General features: G+C 63.8%; 17 protein-coding genes. 6 read left to right on the top strand and 11 right to left on the bottom strand.

What is annotated here, in order from left to right:
* Positions 1-3: 3 nt before the first annotated feature.
* Both ACPZMI_RS12325 and ACPZMI_RS12330 read left to right on the top strand, forming a co-directional pair.
* Positions 4-225, top strand: a complete 222-nt coding sequence (locus ACPZMI_RS12325; protein ID WP_186668572.1) for a VF530 family protein — start codon at positions 4-6, stop codon at positions 223-225.
* 2 nt (positions 226-227) lie between these two features.
* A complete protein-coding gene (locus tag ACPZMI_RS12330) occupies positions 228-857 on the top strand; it encodes a Pr6Pr family membrane protein (RefSeq protein ID WP_186668570.1) in 630 nt (209 codons plus the stop codon).
* Between the two features lie 55 nt (positions 858-912).
* On the opposite strand, the gene ACPZMI_RS12335 is transcribed toward ACPZMI_RS12330, so the two are convergent.
* From ACPZMI_RS12335 to ACPZMI_RS12350, 4 genes are all read right to left on the bottom strand, one after another.
* On the bottom strand, positions 913-1,674 hold the full coding sequence (locus ACPZMI_RS12335) for a siderophore-interacting protein (protein WP_186710618.1): 762 nt from the start codon (positions 1,672-1,674) through the stop codon (positions 913-915).
* On the bottom strand, positions 1,671-2,213 hold the full coding sequence (locus tag ACPZMI_RS12340) for a PadR family transcriptional regulator (RefSeq protein ID WP_186668566.1): 543 nt from the start codon (positions 2,211-2,213) through the stop codon (positions 1,671-1,673). Before ACPZMI_RS12340 ends, ACPZMI_RS12335 begins: the two co-directional genes overlap by 4 nt.
* Before the next feature lie 114 nt (positions 2,214-2,327).
* Entirely contained in the window at positions 2,328-5,444 is a 3,117-nt protein-coding gene (locus tag ACPZMI_RS12345; protein WP_426352320.1) for a transglycosylase domain-containing protein, read from the bottom strand.
* 102 nt (positions 5,445-5,546) lie between these two features.
* The gene (locus ACPZMI_RS12350) at positions 5,547-7,166 is read right to left on the bottom strand and encodes an FMN-binding glutamate synthase family protein (RefSeq protein ID WP_426352321.1); all 1,620 of its coding nucleotides are present in this window, start codon (positions 7,164-7,166) and stop codon (positions 5,547-5,549) included.
* A gap of 185 nt (positions 7,167-7,351) precedes the next feature.
* Between ACPZMI_RS12350 and ACPZMI_RS12355 the strand changes: the two genes are divergently transcribed.
* Positions 7,352-7,612: a type B 50S ribosomal protein L31 gene (locus ACPZMI_RS12355; RefSeq protein ID WP_186668560.1), complete on the top strand. Its 261-nt coding sequence runs from the start codon at positions 7,352-7,354 to the stop codon at positions 7,610-7,612.
* A 78-nt stretch (positions 7,613-7,690) separates the two neighbouring features.
* Entirely contained in the window at positions 7,691-8,104 is a 414-nt protein-coding gene (locus tag ACPZMI_RS12360) for an NUDIX hydrolase (protein ID WP_426352322.1), read from the top strand.
* Here ACPZMI_RS12360 and metR read toward each other — a convergent pair.
* The gene (gene metR / locus ACPZMI_RS12365; protein ID WP_186668556.1) at positions 8,088-9,005 is read right to left on the bottom strand and encodes a transcriptional regulator MetR; all 918 of its coding nucleotides are present in this window, start codon (positions 9,003-9,005) and stop codon (positions 8,088-8,090) included. The genes ACPZMI_RS12360 and metR overlap by 17 nt on opposite strands.
* A gap of 197 nt (positions 9,006-9,202) precedes the next feature.
* Between metR and ACPZMI_RS12370 the strand changes: the two genes are divergently transcribed.
* On the top strand, positions 9,203-10,198 hold the full coding sequence (locus ACPZMI_RS12370) for an alpha/beta fold hydrolase (RefSeq protein ID WP_426352323.1): 996 nt from the start codon (positions 9,203-9,205) through the stop codon (positions 10,196-10,198).
* Positions 10,199-10,218: 20 nt separating this feature from the next.
* Here ACPZMI_RS12370 and aauR read toward each other — a convergent pair whose 3' ends face one another.
* The 6 genes from aauR to ACPZMI_RS12400 form a co-directional block, all read right to left on the bottom strand.
* A complete protein-coding gene (gene aauR / locus ACPZMI_RS12375) occupies positions 10,219-11,544 on the bottom strand; it encodes a two-component response regulator AauR (RefSeq protein WP_186668552.1) in 1,326 nt (441 codons plus the stop codon).
* 13 nt (positions 11,545-11,557) lie between these two features.
* A complete protein-coding gene (aauS, locus tag ACPZMI_RS12380; protein WP_186710621.1) occupies positions 11,558-13,462 on the bottom strand; it encodes a two-component sensor histidine kinase AauS in 1,905 nt (634 codons plus the stop codon).
* Positions 13,463-13,522: 60 nt separating this feature from the next.
* Complete coding sequence (locus ACPZMI_RS12385; RefSeq protein WP_186668548.1) at positions 13,523-14,257, bottom strand: amino acid ABC transporter ATP-binding protein; 735 nt, start codon at positions 14,255-14,257, stop codon at positions 13,523-13,525.
* Complete coding sequence (locus tag ACPZMI_RS12390) at positions 14,254-14,925, bottom strand: amino acid ABC transporter permease (RefSeq protein ID WP_186668546.1); 672 nt, start codon at positions 14,923-14,925, stop codon at positions 14,254-14,256. Before ACPZMI_RS12390 ends, ACPZMI_RS12385 begins: the two co-directional genes overlap by 4 nt.
* Positions 14,925-15,671 carry an amino acid ABC transporter permease gene (locus ACPZMI_RS12395; RefSeq protein ID WP_186710623.1) on the bottom strand — a complete coding sequence of 249 codons (747 nt, stop codon included), beginning with the start codon at positions 15,669-15,671 and terminating at the stop codon, positions 14,925-14,927. Before ACPZMI_RS12395 ends, ACPZMI_RS12390 begins: the two co-directional genes overlap by 1 nt.
* Before the next feature lie 147 nt (positions 15,672-15,818).
* The gene (locus ACPZMI_RS12400; RefSeq protein WP_186668542.1) at positions 15,819-16,736 is read right to left on the bottom strand and encodes a glutamate/aspartate ABC transporter substrate-binding protein; all 918 of its coding nucleotides are present in this window, start codon (positions 16,734-16,736) and stop codon (positions 15,819-15,821) included.
* 341 nt (positions 16,737-17,077) lie between these two features.
* Between ACPZMI_RS12400 and ACPZMI_RS12405 the strand changes: the two genes are divergently transcribed.
* Entirely contained in the window at positions 17,078-21,367 is a 4,290-nt protein-coding gene (locus tag ACPZMI_RS12405) for an NEL-type E3 ubiquitin ligase domain-containing protein (RefSeq protein WP_426352324.1), read from the top strand.
* Positions 21,368-21,377 lie beyond the last annotated feature (10 nt).

A 21,377-nucleotide genomic window follows, 5' to 3' on the forward strand; every position in this document is an offset into this window, starting at 1 on the left:
TGCATGAGCACGGCCCAACACAACGCACTGCACGGCAAGACGCTGGAGCAGATCCTCATCGAGCTGGTGGCCCACTACCAATGGCAGGGGCTGGCCGAGCGCATCGACATCCGCTGCTTCAAGAGCGACCCGAGCATCAAGTCGAGCCTGACCTTCCTGCGCAAGACGCCTTGGGCGCGGGAAAAGGTCGAGCAGCTCTACATCAAGCTGTCGCGCAAGGCTTGAGGGTGCCGCGTCCCTGGCTGACCCTGGCCGCGCTGCTCGGCTGGACGGGGTTGGCGGTGCAGTTGTACCTGGTGCTGCTGGCGCGCTGGCAGGAACAGGCCAGCCTGATCGGTGGCATGGTCAATCTATTCGGGTATTTCACCGTGCTGAGCAACACCCTGGTGGCCACGGTGCTGAGCCATGCGGCGTTCGGCCGGGAGACGGCGGCACGGCGTTGGTTCCTGGCGCCGGCGGTGAGCTCCGGTGTGCTGGTCAGTATCGTGCTGGTGGCGCTGGCCTATAGCCTGCTGCTGCGGCACCTGTGGCAGCCCGAGGGTTGGCAATGGCTGGCCGATGAGTTGCTGCACGACGTGATGCCACTGGTGTTCGTGCTGTACTGGTGCGTGGCGGTGCCCAAGGGGCGCTTGCGGCTATGGCACCTGGGGGCCTGGAGCCTGTATCCGCTGGTGTATTTCCTGTTCACCTTGTGGCGAGGGCATGAGATCGGGGTCTATCCCTATCCCTTCGTCGATGTGGCGAGCCTGGGGTATGGGCGGGTGCTGCTCAATGCGCTGGCGATGTTGGCGGGGTTCTGGGGGATCGGGTTGCTGGTGATTGGGGTGGATCGGTGGTGGGGGCGGGTGAAGGGATGAGTCGGGACGAGTCGCTGCGACTCGTCCCGCGACAGGGCCGGATCGGTCTTACTCGCTACTCATCATCCGCAGTGCCCTCTGCACGCCAGTACGCAGCAGCTTTGAGCGCATTCTCTGGCACACCCTTTTCAAGCAGCAAGGCCTTGGCCTGCCGGGTCAGGCCTTTCTCCAGCGCCACCCAGCCATACAGACGGCCCTGGGGCAATGCCAGGTGTTTCACCTGCTCAAGCAGGTTCTCTTTCTGCCGACGTACCCAGATCACCTCCACCTGCGCCTTGCTGGGCAGCGGCTGGCGCTCCTGTTCATCCTCGATCTGGATGACCGCCAGCACCTGGCGTCCGGCTGGCAGTTCTTCGAGCCTTCTGGCAATGGCGGGGATGGCGGTTTCGTCGCCGATCAGCAGGTAGCTGTCGAAGATGTCCGGCACCACCATCGACGCGCGTGGGCCGGCGATATCGAGGTGCTGACCCGGCGCAGCCTGGGCAGCCCAGGTCGAGGCAGGGCCGTCGCCATGCAGAACGAAATCGATGTCCAATTCCAGGGCTGTCAGGTCGATGCGTCGCGGTGTGTATTCGCGCATGGTCGGCCGCACGCCGCCGTCGCGGCCCAGGTTGCGGGCGTCGATCGCCTGTTGCTCTTCGGGCGTGCAGCCGAACAGGACCTTGACGTGGTCGTCCGTGCCCACGCTGGTGAAACCTGCCAGTTCCGCACCGCCCAGGGTGATGCGGCGCATGCGCGGGGTCAGGTCGGTGACCCGCAGCACCTGCAGGCGACGTTGGCGGATCTCGTGGTTGACGCGGTGAATGGTGTCGCTCATGGGGTTTTCTCCTGAACGGAATCGCTCGGCCCGCCTGCGATGGCCTTGGCCGTGTCGTTGAGCAGATCGCGCACCCGCTCGATTTCCTCGGGTGTCCAGCGGCCGCTGTGCATGTGCAGGGCGTGGCGCAGATTGCCGACTGCCTCGTTGATCTCTGGCGGGCGGTCATGTCCGCGCAGGGCACGCTTGCTCAGCTCGATGCGCATGCGTACGCCGTCGAGGGCGACGGCTTGTTCGGCGAGTGAATGGCGGCCGACCTCGGTGATGACATAAAGGCGTTTGCTGCCCTGGATCTGGCCACTGATCAGCTCGGCTTCCTCGAGAAAGTTGAGGGTCGGGTAGATCACCCCGGGGCTGGGGCTGTAGCTGCCATCGAAGAGTCCTTCGATCTGGCGGATCAAGTCATAGCCATGGCCCGGTTGCTCGGCGAGCATCGACAGCATCAGCAGTTTCAGATCGCCAGGGGCGAACACCCGTGGGCCGCGCTCACCGCGACCGGGGCGGCGCTCGAAAGGGTCATGGGGGGCGTGGTCACGCATGGTGGGGAGGTTCCTTGTGTTTCGATATATCGCAAGATATTACTCAAGATATATCTAAACACAAGCCCTTAAATGCAGATGATTATCATCTTGTTTTTTGATGGATCGGCCATCTCAGTGCATCGCCAATTGCGGCGCCTTGCATTCATTGGGGTTCCCCGGCTCCAGGTACGGCATGAGAATCGGCGCCATGCCCTTGAGCACCTGCACGGGCAGGGCCGAGGTGAACTTGAACGACTCTGCCGTGCGCCCTGGTACGAAGGCGGTGAGCGTGCCGAAGTGGTTGTCGCCGAGGAAGAACACGAAGGTGGCGGTGCGGTTCAGCGAGCGTGAGCCGATCAGCCGCCCGCCGGCGCCGTAGCTCTGCAGGCGGTTGTCACCGGTACCGGTCTTGCCACCCATCACCAGCGAGGTGCCGTCGTGCAGCTTGAAGCTGCCGGAAATGCGCCGCGCGGTACCGGCATCGACCACCTGCGACATGGCGCCTTTCAGAGCCCGCGCCACTTCTACCTTGAGGATCCGCTGGCCGCGGTCGGGATCGCTGATCAGCTTGGTTTCATAGGGCGTGCCGGCTGCGAAGTGCAGAGTGTCGATGCGCAGGGTCGGCAGGCGTACGCCATCGTTCTGGATGATGCCCACCAGTTCGGACAGCGCCGCAGGGCGGTCGCCCGAGCTGCCAATGGCCGTGGCCAGCGACGGTACCAGGTGATCGAAGGGGTAGCCGACGCGCTTCCAGCGCTGGTGGATGTCGAGAAACGCCTCGATTTCGACCATGGTACGGATGCGACTGTCACGGGCGCCCTGGTGACGGCTCTTGAACAACCAGCTGTACACCTCCTGACGCTCGAAACGACTGGCGTTGACCATGTCGGTAGGGGTGGCGCCAGGATTTTTCAGCAGGTAGCCAAGCAGCCACAAGTCCAGGGGGTGGACCTTGGCGATGAAGCCCTGGTCGGGCAAGTCGTACTTGCCGGGACCGTAGGCGGCGTACATCTGCGAGAGGCGGCCGTCGTTGAGCTTGGCCATGGCGGCCTTGTCCTTGGCGCTGTGTGCGCGGACGAAGGCGTTGAAGGTTTCCTGGCTCGCCTCGGGGAACAGGTAGCGGTGCACTGCTGCCAGGCGCTGGGGGGTGACGCGCATGCTGTCGAGGAAGGTGTCCAGGCGTTGCTGGGAGGTCTTGCGCTGGTACTTGCGCCAGAAGCGCATCAGGTAGTTGGTGCCCTCGCGATCGGCGAAGCGCGCCAGGTACTCCTGGCGGCGCGGATCGGCGTCATCCTTGAGCAGTGGCTCGCGGTTGTAGGGTTGCTGGTAGGTGACGTAGCGCACCAGATCGCGCATCAGGCGGATGAACGGCAGGTTGATCGACTCGCGCAATGCGTCCTTGAGGGTCGGGTTGCGGCCGTTGTCCTCCTTGCGGAAGTTGTTGAACACGTGCATGCCGCCGCCGGTGAAGAATGCCTCGCCGGTATTGGCCGAGTATTTGCGCTCCAGCGCGGCGTCGAGCATGGCGTCGAGGTTCTGGTTCTTGCTGTTCTGCATCAGCCATTCCAGCGACCACTGGGTGATGCGGTCGAGGTCGGCCACTTCCACTTTCTTGAGCTCGGCCACCGGCTTGCCGGCGTACTTGTCGTGCAGCTCGGCGACGATCTCAAGGTAGGTGGTCAGCACCCGCAGCTTGGCGGTCGAGCCCAGCTCCAGCTTGCTGCCCTCGTTGATGTCGAACGGCTGGTTGGTGCTGTCGGTCTGCACCCGAACCCGCGAGCCGTCGGCGGTGCGCTCGAACAGGGTGAAGCTGTAGCTGACCTGGTCGGTGGTCTTGCTGGTCAGCAGGCGCTCGCCGATCAGGCCCATCTGCGCGGCGAACTCGGGGTCGGCGAGGTTTTTCAGGTACTGGCTGACCTGGGTCTGCAAGTCGGCCTGCAGGGTGCTGGTGGCGGAGAGATCGAGGCGATCGAGGTCGTACAGCGGGCGGTTGAGCATGGCCGCCAGGCGGTTGCGGGCCAGGCTGATGCCCTTGTTGGTGATGATCGGCACGATGGTCGGCTGGGCCACCCAGTCGCGGTACACCGCCTTGCTGGCCAACGCGGCGTCGGCCAGCGGGCGATCGATGATGCCATTGGCGGCGAGCACGCGGATGTGCGAGTCGGTGAGCTCGGCCAGCTCGACGCGGCCTTTGGACAGGTAATGCGAAGGCCGGCGCTGGGCGATCATCAGCGACAGCACCTCACGCAGGGCCAGGCCGCGAGCGGCCATGCTCTGGGGGGCGGTTTCGGTCGAGTTGAGCGCCTGGTTCACCTCGGCGAAGTCGGCGCCGTACCAGACCCTCAGCCCTTCTGCCATGCCATGCACTTCACCGTGCCCGGGTACCGCCGAGAGCGGCACGCTGTTCAGGTAATCGCGCACGATGCGCTGGCGCGCCTCGGTGGTGTCCGGCCCACCCTGATAGGCGCGTACGCTGGCGGAAATCATCTGGCGGATCTTCTCGGCGCCATTGACCGTCAGCCCATCCGGCGAGTGACGGTATTTTTCCAGTTGCGTGGCCAAGGTGCTGCCGCCTGCCGACTGGCCGGGCAGGGCGAGGTACTTGGCGACCTGGCTGTAGGCGGCCTTGGCGAAACGTGGCCAGTCCACCGCCGGGTTGTTCTGCGGATCCTTGCTGTCGAGCAGGTCGCGGTTCTCGATGAACAGCAGGCTGTTGACGATCACCGGCGGAATCGAGGCGAAGTCGCCGTACAGGTGCTGGGGGTAGTGATATTGGTAGAGAGTGTCGCCGCGGCAGTCGGTGATCGACAGGCCGGCCTGGATCTTCTCGACGTAGGGCACGAACAGGCCGTGGTCGACATAGCGCATCAGTGCCGGGGAGAACCGCACCTGCTCGCTGATCAGGTAGTCGCGCTTGAGCAGACGCGGCAGGAACTGGCCCAGGGCGCTGTAGCCCAGGCGCTTGTCAAAGGGGCCGTCGCCTGGGTAGACGATCGCGTCGCTCGGTCCGCGCTCCAGCGAGTAGGTGAGGGTGCTGGCCAGGCGGCTGAACTCACGCGATTGCAGGTCCGAGCTCTGCATCTCGTCATAGACGGCAAAGCCCACCGCAACCATGGCCACCAGCACGATCAGGATGATCAATCGCCACCACAACCGACGCTGACGAGGAGTCTTTGGCTGTGGGGGCTCGGCCAGAGGTGTTTCGGGTGCTTCCGTTCTGGTCTGTTCCGATTGCCACAGTGCGCCCATAGAGTTCAGTCCGGCCAAGTATTTTCGTCTTGCTTGTCTGAAGCTTAGACGCTGGCCGGACTTGGTGAAAAAATTGTGAGGGCGATGATCGGTGTATTCGGATCAGGCTGCGGCTTCGCTGTGCGGCTCGAAACTGTCGGCGCGGGCCAGTTGCCACATCCGCGAGTAGAACTGCCCGTCCACCTCGCCGGTCAGCAGCTCGCCGGGCTTGAGAAACACGTGCATCTGCGAGAACAGCTTGATCTCGGTGGCGGAAATACGCCGCACCAGGTGCTTGGCCTCCAGTTGCGCGGGGTGCTCGAGGCCTGCAGCGGCCAGCATTTCGGCCAGGGCGCGCAGGGTGTTGTGGTGGAAGTTGAGCACCCGCTGGGCCTTGTCGGGCACCACCAGTGCGCGCTGGCGCAGGGCGTCCTGGGTGGCAACGCCGGTCGGGCACTTGTTGGTGTGGCAGCTTTGTGACTGGATGCAACCGATGGCGAACATGAAGCCGCGTGCAGAGTTGGCCCAGTCGGCGCCGATGGCCAGCACGCTGGCGATGTCGAAGGCACTGACGATCTTGCCACTGGCGCCGAGCTTGATCTTGTCGCGCAGGTTCAGGCCGACCAGGGTGTTGTGCACGAACAGCAAGCCTTCGCGCATTGGTACGCCAATGTGGTCGGTGAACTCCACGGGGGCCGCGCCGGTACCGCCTTCTTTGCCGTCGACGACGATGAAGTCGGGCAGGATGCCGGTTTCCAGCATGGCCTTGGCGATGCCCATGAATTCCCATGGGTGGCCCAGGCAGAACTTGAAGCCCACCGGTTTGCCGCCCGACAGCTCACGCAGTTGGGCGATGAACTGCATCATCTCGATGGGCGTGGAGAAGGCGCTGTGGCGAGACGGCGAGATGCAGTCCTCGCCCATGACGATGCCGCGGGTGTCGGCGATTTCCTGGGTCACCTTGTGCTTGGGCAGGATGCCGCCGTGGCCGGGCTTGGCGCCCTGGCTCATCTTGATCTCGATCATCCGCACTTGCGGGTTGGCGGCCTGCTCGGCGAAGCGCGCGGGGTCGAAGCGTCCGTCCGCGGTGCGGCAGCCGAAGTAACCGCTGCCCAGCTCCCAGACCAGGTCGCCACCGTGCTCGCGGTGGTAGGGGCTGATGCTGCCTTCGCCGGTGTCATGGGCGAAGTTGCCGAGCCGGGCACCTTCGTTGAGGGCGCGGATGGCGTTGGCGCTGAGCGAACCGAAGCTCATGGCCGAGATGTTGAAGATCGACGCCGAGTAAGGCTGGCTGCACTGCGGGCCGCCGACGGTGATGCGAAAGCCTGCCGGGTCGGCCAGGGGGGCGGGACGCATGGAGTGGCCGATGAACTCGAAGCCCGACTCATAGACATCGATCAGGGTGCCGAAAGGTTTGTCGGAGGCTTCGTTCTTGGCGCGGGCGTACACCAGCGAGCGCTGGGCGCGGGAGAAGGGCAGGGCATCGCTGTCGGATTCGAGCAGGTACTGGCGGATCTCCGGGCGGATGCCTTCGACCAGGTAGCGGATGTTGCCCAGGATCGGGTAGTTGCGGCGTACCGCATGGCGTTTCTGCAGCAGGTCGAACAGGCCGATCAGGCTGAGCACGGCGGTGGTCAGGGTGAAGGGCCACAGCCATTCGTGGTGCAGGAAGGGTAGGCTGGCCAAGGTGAACAGCACGCAGGCGGCGAACACGGCGTAACGGCTGAGGAGTGACAGACTCATGCGAAAATCCTTGCGAATGCTTCGGTCAATCAGGCTCAGGGGCCTGGGCAAACCCCGACCATAGCCCGGTCGGGTCACAAATGGCCAGCGGACGAAAGGCGAGGAAAAATGAAATTTCGGGTATCGAAAATCATTCTCAATATAGTATGTTATAAAGTATCAACTTTATGAGCGAGGTGATTTTCATGAAAGCAGGTATCCATCCCGAGTATCGTCCGGTGCTGTTCCATGACACGGCGGCGGATGTGTTCTTCCTGATCGGGTCGACCGTGGAAACGGATCGCACCCAGGTCCACAGTGACGGCCAGACCTATCCCTACGTGGCGCTGGATGTCTCCAGCGCATCGCACCCGGTGTACACCGGGCAGCAGCGCAAAACGACCGTCGAAGGGCGAGTGGCCGGGTTCAACAAGCGTTTTGCAGGGTTTGCCGGGAAGGCGAAGTAACGCTCAGTTCGCGCGGCGGGTTACCCGCAAAAAGGCCTCATCAGGTATCCTCGCCAGCCTCTGTCCAGGAATGCCCCCATGACCAAGACTATCCACATCGCCGCCGCCCTGCTCATCGACCCGGCGGGCCGTACCCTGCTGGTACGCAAGCGCGGCACCCAAGCCTTCATGCAACCGGGTGGCAAGATCGATGCGGGTGAAACGCCGGTTCAGGCGCTGGTGCGGGAGCTGCATGAAGAGCTGGGCGTGCGTGTCGATCCTGAGCAGGCGGTGCACCTGGGGCGCTTCAGCGCTCCGGCGGCCAACGAGCCGGGGTTCGAGGTGCAGGCCGAGCTGTTTCGTGTCGAGTGTGCCGAAGCGGTGTCCCCAGCTGCGGAAATCGAAGAAGTGCATTGGCTGGCCGCTGATCGGGCGCCAGCGCTGGCCCTGGCACCCTTGACCCGCGACCTGATCCTGCCGCTGTGGCGTGAAGGCCTCAGCGCACCGCGCTGACACCGTCGAGGGTGGCGAACGAGGTATCCTTGGCGGTCAGCAGGAAATCACGCATGTACGGTGCATCGAGCATGTCGGTGCGCACCGCGGCATAGAGCGTGGCGAACAGGCCTTTTTCGCCCAGACGCTTGCCCTTCACGTAGCCACGCGAGCTGTACTCGTGCAATGCCCAGTGCGGCATGCCGCACACCCCGCGACCGCTGGCGACCAGCTGCATCATCATCACTGTCAGCTCCGAGGTGCGTACCGCGGCCGGTTCGATATCGGCCGGCTCGAGGAAGCGGGTGAAGATGTCCAGGCGATCACGCTCCACCGGGTAGGTGATGAGGGTCTGCTCGGCCAGGTCGTCCGGAACGATGTAGGGCTTGCTCGCCAGCGGGTGCTGGTTGGCCACCGCCAGCATGGCTTCATAGGTGAACAGCGGCACGTAGGTGATACCCGCCAGGTCCAGCGGGTCGGAAGTCACCACCAGGTCGAGATCGCCCCGGGCCAGGGCCGGCAAGGGGGCGAAGGCAAAGCCCGAGGCCAGGTCCAGCTCGACTTCGGGCCAGGCATCGCGGAACTGGTCGATGGTCGGCATCAGCCACTGAAAGCAGCTGTGGCATTCGATGGCCATGTGCAGGCGGCCCGCGGTGCCGCCGGCGAGGCGGGCGATGTCGCGTTCGGCGCCACGCAGCAGCGGCAGCGTGGCGTCGGCCAGTTGCAGCAGGCGCAGGCCGGCGCTGGTGAAGCGGATCGGCTTGGTCTTGCGCACGAACAGTTGCATTCCCAGGCGCTCTTCCAGCTCCTTGAACTGGTGCGACAGCGCCGACTGGGTCAGGTGCAGGCGCTCGGCGGCCTCCACCAGGCTGTCGGCTTCGCGCAGGGCATGAAGGGTTTTCAGGTGACGGATTTCCAGCACTCGCAACTCCGGGAGAAACACTTGGTAATAGATCGATTGGGTTGAGTTTCTCTCATGTTGGAGTGTCTGTCGACAGAACCCTGCAGATGACCGTTCGGCGACATTAATCAAACTGTCACGCAACTGTGGCAGCGCCACCGAATGGATTTCATCAGACTCGCGCTCTACTGGGGATTTGCATTCTGGTGTTTCCTTCCATGCGGGTTTTTCTGATCTTCTTTCTTTTGTTATGCGGGGTGCCGACAGGCTTCGCAGCCGGGCGTTGCGATGCCCATGTACCGGTGCAGCGTGCCGAGCTGGGTGAGTTGAGCCTGGTCTACCAGAGCATTGGTGCGCCGGGGGATCCGGCACTGCTGCTGGTCATGGGGCTGGGCGGGCAATTGATCCACTGGCCGGATGATGTGGTCGAGGCGTTGTGTCGCCAGGGTTTTCGGGTCATCCGTTATGACAACCGCGATGTCGGCCTGTCGCGCTGGAACCAGGCGCCGGCTTCGGCCAACCTCACCGTCGAGTTGCTGCGCTACAAGCTCGGCCTGCCAGTGGCGGCACCCTACAGCCTGACTGACATGGCCGGTGACGGCCTGCACCTGATGGATGTGCTCGGGATCGAGCAGTTCCATGTGCTGGGGGTCAGCATGGGTGGGATGATCGCCCAGCGCCTGGCCGCCATGGCGCCGCAGCGTGTGCGCAGCCTGACGCTGATCATGTCCAGTTCCGGGGCCGAAGGCTTGCCGGCGCCGAATCCTGCATTGGTGCAGTTGCTTGCCCGGCGCAGCGCACCGAGCCGTGAGGTGGCGCTGGAGCAGCAGGCTGACCTGCTGGCGACGTTGGGTAGCCCGGCGGTGCACGATGATCGCGCGGTGCTGTTGCAGCAGGCGGCGTTGGCCTATGACCGGGCGTTCAACCCGGAGGGCGTCAAGCGCCAGATCATGGCGATCCTGGCGGAGCCGAGCCGAGTGGCGCTGCTCAACCAGTTGCGTGTGCCGACGCTGGTGGTGCACGGCACGGCCGACCCGCTGCTTCCGGTGATGCATGGGGTGCATCTGGCGGCGCATATCCAGGGCAGCCAGTTGCGCTTGATTCCGGGGTTGGCGCATCGCTTCCAGGAACCGTTCAAGGCGCCGTTGCTGGCAGCGGTGCTGCCTTACCTGAAGTCGCATCGCCAGGATGTGACGCACCTGGCAGGGCTTTGAGTCGGGGGCGCGGCTCCCCCTCAGCCCAACCCGTACTTCTTCACCTTGTCGAACAAGGTGGTCTTGGCCATGCCCAGCTCCTGGCTGGCCTGGCTGAGGTTGCCGCCAGTGCGCTGCAAGGCATCGCTCAGCAGGTTGCGCTCGAACGCTTCCACCGCCTCGGCAAAGCCCAGCCCCTGGCTGGCACCGCCACCGGCCTTCTTGAACGCCGGCAAGCCCAGCGCATAGCGCTCGGCGACATTGCGCAGCTCGCGCACATTGCCGGGCCAGTCATGGGCCATCAGCCGCGACAAGGTCTGGCTGTCCAGCTCGGGGACTTCGCGGTCGAAGCGCAGCGCCGATTGCTGCAGGAAGTGCTCGAACAACTGCAGCACGTCCTCGCGGCGCTCGCGCAATGGCGGCAACTCGAGGGTGACCACGTTGAGGCGATAGTACAGGTCGCTGCGGAACTGCCCGGCCTGGCCCATGGCGTCCAGGTCCGACTTGGTGGCAGCGATCACCCGGCAGTCCACCGGGATGCTCTGGTTCGAGCCCAGGCGTTCGAGGGTGCGCTCCTGCAAGACGCGCAGCAGCTTGATCTGCAGGTTGATCGGCATGCTCTCGACTTCATCGAGGAACAGTGTCCCGCCGTTGGCATGCTCGATCTTGCCGATCCGCCGTTTGCCGGCGCCGGTGAACGCGTTGGCTTCGTGGCCGAAGATTTCGCTCTCGAACAGGTTTTCCGGCAGGCCGCCGCAGTTCAGGGCCACGAAGGGGGCTGCCTGGCGACGGCTGAAATCGTGCAGGCAGCGGGCGACCAGTTCCTTGCCCGTGCCGGTCTCGCCTTCGATCAGTACGTTGGCCGAGGTGTCGGCGACGTTGGCGATCAGTTCGCGCAGGTTCTGCATGGCGGGCGAACGGCCGATAATGCGCCCTTCCAGCGAGCTGTGACCGGCCAGTTGCCGGCGCAGGGCGACCACTTCACGCGACAGGCCGCGCTGCTCCAGCGCCCGGCGCACGACATCGACCAGTCGTTCTGGCGAGAACGGCTTTTCCATGAAGTCGTAGGCGCCGTTGCGCATGGCACCGACAGCCATGTCGATGTCGCCGTGGCCGGTGATCAGCACCACCGGCAGGCTGCGGTCGCGGGCCTTGAGGCGATTGAGCAGCTCCAGGCCGTCGATGCCCGGCAGGCGAATGTCGCTGACGACGATCCCGGCGAAATCGTCGCCGATCCGCTCCAGGGCCTGCTCGGCGCTGCCGACGCCTTCGCAGGCGATATCCTCGAGCGCCAGCGCCTGCTGGCAGCCGAGCAGCACGTGGGGGTCGTCTTCGACGATCAGGACCGTCAAGGGTGCTTGGTTCATGGGGACCCTTCGTTCATGGGACATCGGCCGAGTCGGTGGGGGAGGTGACCAGGGGCAGGGTGAGGATGAAGGCCGTGCCGCCGCCAGCGGGGTGCTCGACGCTCAAGGTGCCCTTGGCGGCTGTGGCGAGGCTGGCCGACAAGGTCAGGCCCAGACCCAGGCCATGCTCGCCCGGTTTGGTGGTGAAGAACGGTTCGAACAGGTGCTTGCGTGCCTCGACGTCAATGCCGTGGCCGTTGTCGCGAACCCTCAGGCGGTATCTGTCGCCCATCAGTTCGCCTTCCAGCCACAACTGCGGTTGGGGTTGGGCGGTCATGGCGTCGAGGGCGTTGCCGAGCAGGTTGACCAGGATCTGCTCCAGGCGCGTCTGGTCGATGGCCAGCGGTTGATCTTCGAACTGGCGATGCAATTGCAGGTTGCATGCGCCGATGCGATTGCCGAGCACCTGCAGGGACGCTTCCACCGCCACGCCCAGCGAGGCGCGACCGCTGTCCTCGCCGCGCCGGGCGAAGGAGCGCAGGCTGGCGGTGATACGCCCCATGCGATCGATCAGGTCATTCATGGTGCGCAGGTTGGTGCTGGCGGTCTCGAAGGCGCCGCGCTCGAGGAAGCGCACGGTATTGCCCGACAGGGTACGCAGCGCCGCCAGCGGCTGGTTCAGTTCATGGGCGATGCTGGTCGACATCTGGCCAATGGCCGCCAGCTTGCCGGCCTGGACCAACTCGTCCTGGGCATGGCGCAGGGTCTGCTCGGCGTGACGTCGTTCGCGGATCTGCCCCTTGAGCCGTTCGTTGCTGGCACGCAGGTCGGCAGTACGTTCGGCGATCCGCCGCTCCAGCAGGCTATTGGCTTCTTCCAGGGCTTCGCGGGCGGCCAGGCGGGTGGCGATCACCTTGCGCCGTTCGTTCCAGGCGATGCCGAGGATTGCCAGCAGGGCGAAGGCAACGCCGACCAGAATGCCCTGCACCATCGACTCGCGATGCAGATCCTGCAGCGGGGTAAGCAGGGTGAAGTCCCAGGGGGTGTCTGCCAGACGCCGCGTCTGAGCCAGGTAGGCGACTTCTCGCACTTTGCCCTGGACAGTTTCGCTGCTGGTCGGGAAGGTCAGCTTTTCTACACCATCGCCCAGCGTCTCGCGAGCCAGCGGTTGCAGTTCGTTGAGTGGCCACCAGTAGTACTGCAGGCTGCGCGCCAGCTCTTCCTTGATCTGCGGGGTAAGCGGGCGCACCGACTTCAACCGCCGGGCGGGGTCGCTGGAAAGGATGATGATGCCGTTCTCGTCGCTGACGAAAGCTTCGAGACGGGCGCGCTGCCAGCGCTCTTCCAGGGTGTCCAGGCGCACCTTGATCACCGCGACGCCGATGATCTTGCCGTGCTCCTCCAAGCCATGGGCCAGATAGTAGCCGGCTTCTCCGGTGGTACTGCCGATGCCATAGAAACGCCCAGGCTGACCGCGCACGGCGTCCTGGAAGTAGGCGCGGAAGGCCAGGTCTTCACCCAGGAAGGAGTCGGCGTCGCGCCAGTTGCTGGTAGCTTGCACTCGGCCGCTGGTGTCCAGGACGTAGATGGCCCGGCTGCGGCTGCGGCGGTTCAGGCCTTCGAGGTATTCGTTGACGACCTGCCGCGAGCCGCCGTCAGGGTCGGCGAGCAGTTGCGAGACGCTGTCTTCGAGCTCCAGCAGGCTTGGCAGGTAGGTGTACTTGCTGATTTCGCTTTCGACCGTGCGCGCGTGCAGCTCGAGCTGGCGCTCGCCGTTCTCGCTCAGGGCGCGGATGCCGTTGTTTTCGCTGATCATGTAGCCGACCAGACCCAGCCCGACCATCAGCAGGACGATCAGTGGTGGGAGGAACAGTTGGCGGATCAGGCGGGATTTCACGGCAGGCTTGGCAGGGCGAAGTAGCGAAGGATCGCATTTCATCACAGTGGCCTTGTCACGACCAGCGTCCGCTGCCCTGGCAGGCAGCGGACACCGGGATCATCAGTGCTGCAGGATCTTGCTGAGGAAGTGCTGGGTGCGTTCGTGGCGGCCTTCGGGGTTGCCGAAGAAATCTTCCTTCTGGCAGTCCTCGATGATGTTGCCCTTGTCCATGAAGATCACCCGGTTGGCGACCTTGCGGGCGAAGCCCATTTCGTGGGTCACGCACATCATGGTCATGCCTTCGTGGGCGAGCTCCACCATTACGTCCAGTACTTCGTTGACCATTTCCGGGTCCAGTGCCGAGGTTGGTTCGTCGAACAGCATGACGATCGGGTCCATCGACAGGGCGCGGGCGATCGCCACGCGCTGCTGCTGGCCGCCGGAGAGCTGGCCGGGGTGCTTCTTGGCATGGGCGCCGAGTCCGACCCGGTCGAGCAGGGCCAGGCCTTTCTTGGTGGCCTCCGCCTCGCTGCGGCCGAGCACCTTGCGCTGGGCGATGGTCAGGTTCTCGGTGATCGACAGGTGGGGGAACAGCTCGAAGTGCTGGAACACCATGCCCACCCGCGAACGCAGTTTGGGCAGGTTGGTCTTCGGATCGGCGATCGAGGTGCCGTCGACCACGATGTCGCCCTTCTGGAACGGCTCCAGCGCGTTGACGCACTTGATCAGGGTGGATTTGCCCGAGCCGGACGGGCCGCAGACCACCACCACTTCACCTTTCTTGACCTCGGTGGTGCAGTCGGTCAGCACCTGGAAGTCCCCGTACCACTTGTTGACATTCTTGATGGAAATCATACGGCGATCCTTTTTTGCAGACGCTTGACCAACCAGGAAGCGGAGAAACTGATAATGAAGTACACGACGCCGGCGAAGATCAGGAACTCGTGGGAGCGTCCGATGATGTCGCCGTTGGCGCGTGCCGAGTTGAGGAAGTCCACCAGGCCCACGGTGTAGACCAGCGAGGTGTCCTGGAACAGGATGATGCTCTGCTGCAGCAGCAGCGGGGTCATCTTGCGGAACGCCTGGGGCAGGATGATCAGGCGCATGCACTGGCCGTAGGTCATGCCCAGTGCCTGCGCGGCGCCCATCTGGCCCTTGGAGATCGACTGCACGCCGGCACGCACGATTTCGCAGAAGTAGGCTGCCTCGAACATCATGAAGGCCACGACGCAGGAGGTGAACGCGCCGATCGGGGTGTCTTCGCCGGTAATCCAGCGCAGCACGAAGGGCACGGCCAGGTAGAACCAGGTGATCACCAGCAGCAGCGGGATGGAGCGGAAGTAGTTGACGTAGGCGCCGGCGATATTGGCCAGCAGCTTGCTCGACGACAACCGCATCAGCGCCAGGACGGTCCCCAGCGCGATACCACCGACCACACCCATGACCATCAGTTGCAAGGTCATGACCATGCCGTCCCACAAGGCGGGCAGGGCAGGGATGATTTCGCTGAAATCCATGTCCATTATTTACCTCCCACGGAAATCAGGCCAGGCACGGCGACTTTCTTCTCGACCATGCGCATCAGCAGCATCAGGCCCATGTTCAGGGTGAAGTAGATCAGCGTGGCCAGGGTGAAGGCCTCGAACAGGTTGGCGGAGAATTCGGCGGTCTGCTTGGTCTGGGCCAGCAGCTCCATCAGGCCGATCAGCGACGCCACCGAGGAGTTCTTGAACACGTTCAGGAATTCGGAGGTGAGCGGCGGAATGATGATCCGGTAGGCCTGCGGCAGCAGCACGTTCATGTAGATCTGCGGAAGGCTGAAGCCCATCGCGCGCCCGGCAGACTCCTGTCCGCGGGGCAGGGCCTGGATACCGGTGCGCACTTGTTCACAGACACGCGCGGCGGTAAACAGGCCAAGGCAGATGATCACGCTGATCAATGCCGAGGTGGTCGGGTTGAGGTCCTGCTTGAACCACTCCTGCAGGCCCTCCGGAAGCAGGTCCGGTACCAGGAAGTACCAGATGAACAGCTGCACCAGCAGCGGTACGTTGCGGAACAGTTCCACGTAGGCAGTGGCGATGCCCGAAACCAGGCGGTTCGGCACGGTGCGCATGACGCCAAGCAGCGATCCCAGCAGCAAGGCGATGATCCAGGCAGAGATGGCGATGGCGATGGTCCAGCCCAGGCCGGTGATGTACCAGTCCAGATAGACTTCGCTGCCCACGCCGGTGGACTTGAAGAACACGCCCCAGTCCCAGTTGTAATTCATCGGGATTTCCCCTCAGACGGTTGTTTCACGGGCACCTTTGAACTTCCAAGGGCGCGGGCGCCCTCGGAAGTAAAGGTTAGACACTTATGCGTGGCCCGTCGGTTCGATTCGTGCTCGTCGGAGCACACGGGCCATTTCAGCAGGGGATCAGGACTGTTTGTCGTCCGCAGCCTTGTCGGTAGGCTCTGCGATCAGTTTCTTCAGCTCATCGCTCATCGGGAACTGCAGGTTCAGGCCTTTCGGTGGGATTGGCTGCTGGAACCACTTGTCGTAGCTCTTCTGCACTGCGCCCGACTTGTAGTAGGCGATGATGGCGTCATCGACCGCTTTCTTGAACTGCGCATCGTCCTTACGGACCATGCAGCCGTAGATTTCGTAGGATTGCGGGGTGCCGGTGATGACCCAGTCGGTCGGTTTCTTGGCCTTGGCCATTTCGCCGGCCAGCAGGGCGTCGTCCATCATGAAGGCTACGGCGCGGCCGCTTTCGAGCATGTTGAAGGCTTCACCGTGGTCCTTGGCGGAAATCACGTTCATCTTCATCTGCTTGTCGGCGTTCATGGCCTTGAGCAGGCGCTCGGAGGTGGTGCCGGCGGTGGTCACGACGTTCTTGCCAGCCAGGTCCGGGAAGTCTTTGTAGGAGGGCTGACCGTCCTTGACCTTGGTCAGCAGGCGGGTGCCGACTTCGAAGATGCCGACCGAGAAGCCGACTTGCTGCTGGCGCTCGACGTTGTTGGTGGTGGAGCCGCACTCAAGGTCGACGGTGCCGTTCTGCACCAGCGGGATGCGGGTCTGGGAGGTGACGAGGTTGTACTTGACCTTGATGTCGGTGCCCAGTTGCTTTTTCAGGGCCTCGACCACAGCCAGCTGGACGTCGTGGGAGTAGCCCACGGGCTCAGTGCTGCCAGCCAGGTAGGAGAATGGAATGGAGGAGTCACGGTGGCCCAGGGTGATGGTGCCGGAGTCCTTGATCTTCTTCAGGGTGCCGGTCAGTTCTTCGGCCATGACCGGCGAAGCGATAACGGCGGCGGCGATTGCAGCGCCCAGCAATTGACGAACGATACGCATCAAATTTTCCTCGACGTTTGTTTTTTTTATGGAGCCGTTGGCGGACTCTTCGTTCAACGAACACAACAAGAAGCGGTGTGCGTTCGGCTACCAAGTGTAGAGCATGACTCGTGCCAAGCCCCCATATTCATCATAACGCCGCGAATTTTCTGGAAATTAATCTTTTCTGACGAATTATTTCCAAGGGAAGGCGTGCGGGTTTCCGAATGGCTGGGCTGGTGTCGTTCGGAAATCCGAATGGATGGGCGCGGGGTGCCATACCGGGATCAGGTGGTACAGGGCTACCGACGTCGCCCACCGTGAAAGCGGTCAACTGGCGCTCCTTTCCAGGAGTGTGCGCCATGACCTACGCCCCCCACCCCGAGTCCATCGATAGCCTGATTGCCTCTCGCCTGCCTGCCTGGTTGACCGGTGCCTCCCTCGACCGCCTCAGGGCCCTGCAGGCGGCGATGACCCGCCAGGCCAAGGCCAACGAAGCCCTGAAGCCCATACTCGATGCCATCCCGTCTCTGGATGCCTTCGCCGAGCCCTTGATCGACGCTGCGCTGCGCAGGCGCGCGATTGCACGGCCGGATGTCAGGTACAGCACCGTGAAAATTCGCCAGCGCATCGTCACGCCCAGCATCTCGGCGGCCCTGCCTGCGCCGACCTTCACCCATGTTTCCCGGCAGACGCTGCTGGCTGCGGCACTGCACAACTACCACGTCACCGAAACCAAGCCGGCACCCGGGCGCACGGGGCAACTGATCGATGCCACCGGCAAGCACTTGGGAATGGGCTTCGAAGCGTTTGCCGGGCTGTGTCGCACGCTTGACCTGGGCAAGGCGTACCAAGCCGTGTTGGCGCAGCAACTGCGCCCGTCGGATTCGCCCGCCAAGGTGCATGGTCTGTTCGAAGAGAGTCTGGCCGCGCACCTGGAGGTCGCGGTGCGCGTGGCCGTGCTCAAGGGCGAGCTGGACGAGCAGAGCTATCTGGAACTGTTGCCGTTGATCGCGCCCAGGCCGATCGTTCCGCCGGTCTCGTCGTCGGTGATTCCACGCCAGTTGTACCTGCTGGGCAAGTGCATCCGTGGTGTGGTCACGCTGGAGGTGCGCGCCAGTCCAGACGCCGCGGTGCGCGGGGTGATCGCCTGGCTACCAGGCGATGCGCGGCAGCCAGTGGCGCGATACCCTTCATGGGCCGCGCTGTACCAGGCGTTGGCCGAGAAGTTGACTGACAAATCCTATCGCACGTTCTTTTCCCGTTTTGTCAGTGAGCGTGATCGACCTCGTTTCTTCTCCCGCCTCCTCGAGTTGAACCGGGCGCTGGGCACAGGTGAAACGTTGGCGCTGGATGGACGCCATCAGGCCATCGACGGAAAGCTGTTCGCCTACTTGCGTGAATTGCACATCGCCAAGCTCTTCGACGACGCGCGGGTACTGGCGGTGCCCACCGGCGATGAAGATGAGGAGGATCGGCGCGAGCGTCTGGATGCCTACCTCGGCCTGGGGCTCGATGTACTGAACCTGGCCGGGCTGTTCGTCCCGCTGCTCGGGCAGGCCATGCTGGTGGTGGGGGCCCTGCAGATTGCCGATGAAGTGTACGAGGGCTACCTGGATTGGAGCGTCGGTGATCGGCAAGGTGCGCTGGATCACCTCTTCGGTGTGGCTGAAAACATCGCGGTCGGCGTAGCCGTTGGCATTGGGGCTTCGGCAGCGAGGGAGGCGCTGCAGCGGGTGGCCTTCGTCGATGCCCTGGTGCCGCTGCGTAACGAGGCGGGGGCGTTGCGGCTGATCGATGGGCGCTTGCCGGGCTATCACGCCGGCAGCGAAGTGCCGGCGGACGCTACGCAAGGGCGGATGCTGGCGCTGCCCGATATGACCTTGCAGGTGATCGATGACCCGAAGGATCGCATCGCGCGGGCTCGGCACCCGGTGCGTGAGCACGCTCATCGGCCGCAGGTGCATGAAAACGGCAGAGGCGGCTGGCGCCATGCCTACGAGCAGCCCCAGTGCTGGCAGGGGGCCGGGCTGATATTGCGGCGCTTTGGCATTGCCTTCAGCGAGGTGACCGATCTGCTTGCCGAGCAACTGCTGCAGGTGACCGGCTTCGAGCAGGCGCAGTTGCGTCGGCTTCATCTGGAAAACGCGCAGGTGCCTGCCCGCCTTCACGAGGTGCTGGAACGCTATCAGATCCATGAGCAGTCGCCCGCATTGAATGCCGCCGACCTCGATGCGCAGTTGATTGCGCGGCAGCCGCTGGCAACTGCAGAAGACAAACTGGTGCTCGCCGCCTTCGCAGGGCTGCCGATTCGCTGCGTGCGTGAGGTGCTTGCCAACGCCAGCAGTGCGGAGCTTGACGAGATGGTCAGCCGTCAGCGCTTGCCGCTGGCCCTGGCGGAAAGGGCGCGCTGGAGCCTGCGCGAACACCGTATCGATCGTGCGTGCGCGGGCGTGCGCTGGCCCTGGGCGAGCAACGCCGACAGTGAGCGTCTGGTGCTGGGGTTGATCGACCAGGCGGCTGCCTGGCCCTCGTCGGTGCGTATCGAGTTGCGCCAGACAACGGCCGATGGTGCGCTGCTGGCGAGCCGGGGGGCGACGGATGCAGCGACTGTCGAGTACGTGTTGCGCAGCGCACAAGGCTATCAGCGCCAAGGCTCGTCGCTGACGTCACCTGACCTGCTGGAAGTCGTGTTGCCTAGCCTGGACGACACCCAACGCCAGGCGCTGATGCCCGAGGGCGACAGCCTGGCCACGCTGCGTGAGCATCTGATGACCCTGGCGTTCGCCGATCGCGCCAAGGTGGCTGAACTGATTGGCCTGACGCCCACCGCTGCCGGGTTGCGCCCGCCGCGGCGTTTTGCCGACGGGCGTCTGGGGTATGCCCTCAGTGGGCGGGGTGAAAGCAGCCGTGAGGCGATCCGCAGAGGTATCCAGCAGGTCTTTCCGTTGCTCAACGAGACTCAGCTCACCGCGTACCTGGAAAACTTGACCCGTGCAGGAGAAGGCCTATGGGAGCATTACAGTCGATTGCAGCAGCAGTTGGGTCGATTACGCCAGGGGCTGGAGCAGTGGCGTGGCCAACGGACCGGCCCGCTGGATGCGCTCAGGCGCCGCAGAGTCGCCGCGGCGATCCGGCGCAGCTGGCGACGCAAGCTCACCGATTCGGCGGATGACTATGTGCTTGAGCTTGATGGCGAGGTGCTCGACAGCTTGCCCGTGCTGCCGGTGGGCATCGACTTCGGGCATGTTCGGCGCTTGCGCCTGAGAAACATGGGTTTGCAGCGGGTCGAGGACGATTTTCTTTCACGTTTCTCGAACCTCGTGGAGCTCGACTTGTCCGGGAACCGGCTGGCGACCATTCCTTCGGGTGTTGCGCGCCTGGGGCAGTTGCAACAGTTGCGGTTGGCTTCCAATCGTATTGTCCTGGATCAGGCCGCAGACGACCTGCTGGCCAGGTTATCCACGCTGCAACTGCTCGACCTCGATCGCAACCCGCTCGGACGCCCGCCCGTGTTGCCCGCACGCTCGCGCCTGCGCGATGTCCGGTTGCGCTCGACCGGTCTTGAGGCCATGCCGCAGAACCTGCCATTGCGCGGCATCGTCGATCTGCGTGAAAACAGTATTCGCCAGTTGCGCCAGGACCTGGCGAGCTTGCGCGATCAACTTGAGGTGGTCGCGCTGCACGACAATCCACTGGACCAGGCCAGCGAGTCACTGCTGGACCAGGCTGCTGCCGGCTCTGCCACCGATGCGCATCGGCTGCCGTCGTTCAAGCACCACAGCCTGGACGATTCGGTGCGCGATGCATGGACCGGATCGGTCGCGGACGACATCCGTAGTCAGCGTCATCGACTATGGCACACGCTGCAGGGCGAGACGGGGTCGCAGGGATTGTTTCGGTTTCTGGCCGATTTCTCCAATAGCGAGGACTTCAGCGATGCGCCTGAGCGTTTTCGCGCGAGGGTCTGGCGTATCCTGGAGCAGTGCGAGCAGCACGAGCTGTTGCGTGACCGGGTGTTCCTCGAGGCGGCCGGACCACGGACCTGCGAGGACCGCTTGCTGCTGGTGCTGGAGCAGATGGAGATCAGCATCCTGGCCGAACGCGCCACCTGCGATCTACCTGCCAGCCAGACGGAATCGGCGTTGCTGCGTCTGGGGCGAGGGCTCTTTCGCCTGGATGAACTGGACCGGATCGCGGCCAGGCATGTCGAGTCCATGCGTCTGCACGCCTGGGCATTGGTGGATGAGGTGGAGATTCGTCTTTTCTACCGGCTCAAACTGGCTTACGCCCTGGACCTGCCGATCGAACCCGAGACGATGCATTACCAGAGTTTCGCCAACGTCAACACCAGCGACTTGTTGCGGGCCCGACGGGAGGTCCTGGCGGCCGAGAACACCCAGTCGCTCGCTGATTCCCTATCGCAGCGTCCGTTCTGGGAAGCCTATGCGCGACATCATTACAACGACAGGTTCGGCGAGGTAATAGAGCGCTTTCATACGCGCTTGGCCGATCTGGAGGCTTACGTAGGCAAGGGGGCGATCGACGAGTGGACGTTCGATCTGCGCAGCAGGGCCCTCAAGGACGAGTACGCTATCGCCGAACGCAAGCTGCTGCGCGAACTGGCCGAAGAGGCGTTTGCTCGTGTGTAGAAACAGGGAC

Origin of the sequence: Pseudomonas wayambapalatensis, from assembly GCF_049942315.1 — a bacterium.
Taxonomy (GTDB): domain Bacteria; phylum Pseudomonadota; class Gammaproteobacteria; order Pseudomonadales; family Pseudomonadaceae; genus Aquipseudomonas; species Aquipseudomonas wayambapalatensis.

Coding starts and splice junctions, on each gene's coding strand:
- ACPZMI_RS12400 (WP_186668542.1), bottom strand. CDS start 16,736: ATGCGTATCGTTCGTCAATTGCTGGGCGCTGCAATCGCCGCCGCCGTT.
- ACPZMI_RS12335 (WP_186710618.1), bottom strand. CDS start 1,674: ATGAGCGACACCATTCACCGCGTCAACCACGAGATCCGCCAACGTCGC.
- ACPZMI_RS12390 (WP_186668546.1), bottom strand. CDS start 14,925: ATGGACATGGATTTCAGCGAAATCATCCCTGCCCTGCCCGCCTTGTGG.
- ACPZMI_RS12385 (WP_186668548.1), bottom strand. CDS start 14,257: ATGATTTCCATCAAGAATGTCAACAAGTGGTACGGGGACTTCCAGGTG.
- aauR (WP_186668552.1), bottom strand. CDS start 11,544: ATGAACCAAGCACCCTTGACGGTCCTGATCGTCGAAGACGACCCCCAC.
- ACPZMI_RS12355 (WP_186668560.1), top strand. CDS start 7,352: ATGAAAGCAGGTATCCATCCCGAGTATCGTCCGGTGCTGTTCCATGAC.
- ACPZMI_RS12325 (WP_186668572.1), top strand. CDS start 4: ATGAGCACGGCCCAACACAACGCACTGCACGGCAAGACGCTGGAGCAG.
- ACPZMI_RS12395 (WP_186710623.1), bottom strand. CDS start 15,671: ATGAATTACAACTGGGACTGGGGCGTGTTCTTCAAGTCCACCGGCGTG.
- ACPZMI_RS12340 (WP_186668566.1), bottom strand. CDS start 2,213: ATGCGTGACCACGCCCCCCATGACCCTTTCGAGCGCCGCCCCGGTCGC.
- ACPZMI_RS12345 (WP_426352320.1), bottom strand. CDS start 5,444: ATGGGCGCACTGTGGCAATCGGAACAGACCAGAACGGAAGCACCCGAA.
- ACPZMI_RS12360 (WP_426352322.1), top strand. CDS start 7,691: ATGACCAAGACTATCCACATCGCCGCCGCCCTGCTCATCGACCCGGCG.
- aauS (WP_186710621.1), bottom strand. CDS start 13,462: ATGAAATGCGATCCTTCGCTACTTCGCCCTGCCAAGCCTGCCGTGAAA.
- ACPZMI_RS12350 (WP_426352321.1), bottom strand. CDS start 7,166: ATGAGTCTGTCACTCCTCAGCCGTTACGCCGTGTTCGCCGCCTGCGTG.
- ACPZMI_RS12405 (WP_426352324.1), top strand. CDS start 17,078: ATGACCTACGCCCCCCACCCCGAGTCCATCGATAGCCTGATTGCCTCT.
- ACPZMI_RS12370 (WP_426352323.1), top strand. CDS start 9,203: ATGCGGGTTTTTCTGATCTTCTTTCTTTTGTTATGCGGGGTGCCGACA.